The following is a 1,073-nucleotide window of genomic DNA, read 5'->3' on the forward strand; positions in this document are numbered from 1 at the left end:
CTCCGGCACCCCCAGCCGCATCCGCACCCCCCGTCACGCGCCCCCGACCCCCGCACCGGCTCACGCCACGGCGCGCACCGCCCAGTTCACCTCGGCCGCCCAACTCTCCGGTGCAACCCATCCGTTGACCACCGCCAGCAGCTCCAGGTACCGCTCCCGCCGCGGATCGGCCATCGCCCCCAGCCGCTCCGCCAAACGGTCACGCAGCGCCCCGGCATCTCCCGGCACCGCCCCCGCGCACCACCGCCCGTACCGCTCCACCAACTCCGCGACGACGGCCGCCGCCTCCACCGACTCCGGCTCCACCCCGGCCGCGACCGCCGGTCCGGCCAACTCCCTCACTGCCACGGCCAGTCCGGGCCTCGGCACATGCGCAGCGGTCCGCACCGCCCCGGCCACCCCCTCCGCCGCTTCCGCCTCGGCCGCCTCGGCCTCGGCGAGCCCGCGCAGCAGCGCCCGGAACCCGGTGTCCCCCGCCAGCCGCGCCAACTCCACCCAGGCCTCGACCTGTTCGACCGACGGTTCCTCCGGCAGCTCCGGCGTCAACGAGCGCGCCACGGCGGCGAACCGCCCGCCGTTCCCGATCCCACCGCCCCCTGTCCCGCCGCCCCCGATCCTGCCGAACACCCCCGCCAGGAACTCCCCGATCAGGTGTCCCCGTTCGTCCTCCGTGAGCCGGGCCAACTGGTGCACGAGCGTCAACTCCTCAGGCGTCGAGCCGAGCCTGGCCACCGTCCCGAGCACGGCCCGCCGCAGTCGCAGCACCCGGATCTGGACGTCGATCGCCTCCGCCTGCGCGGCGGCGACATCGGCCGGTGTCAGTTCGCGCTCCACCACCCGCCGGATCGCGGGCAGTCCGAGCCCGAGCTCCCGCAGGGTGCGGACCAGTTCCAGGCGGGCGACGGCGTCGGCACCGTACCGCCGGTGGCCGGCCGGGTTGCGGTCGGCCGGCGGCACGATCCCCTGGTTCGAGTAGAAGCGGACGGTCTTGACCGTCAGCCCCGTCCGTCGGGCCAGCTCACCGATGGTGTACGTCGTGTCGCCGTTCATGGCACCACCCTGCTACCTCCCCC

At 75.3% G+C, this 1,073-nt stretch carries 1 protein-coding gene; it reads right to left on the reverse strand.

All coding sequences use genetic code 11. The features are described 5' to 3' along the window. Positions 1 to 60 precede the first annotated feature (60 nt). Entirely contained in the window at positions 61 to 1,050 is a 990-nt protein-coding gene (locus ACIQOV_RS42640; protein WP_401056665.1) for a MerR family transcriptional regulator, read from the reverse strand. Between the last annotated feature and the right edge of the window lie 23 nt (positions 1,051 to 1,073).

The sequence above is a fragment of the Kitasatospora sp. NPDC091257 genome, from assembly GCF_044757675.1.
GTDB classification, from domain to species: Bacteria; Actinomycetota; Actinomycetes; order Streptomycetales; family Streptomycetaceae; genus Kitasatospora; species Kitasatospora lactacystinica.

Excerpts from the sequence above, each read along its gene's own strand:
- ACIQOV_RS42640 (WP_401056665.1), bottom strand. The coding sequence starts at position 1,050 with ATGAACGGCGACACGACGTACACCATCGGTGAGCTGGCCCGACGGACG.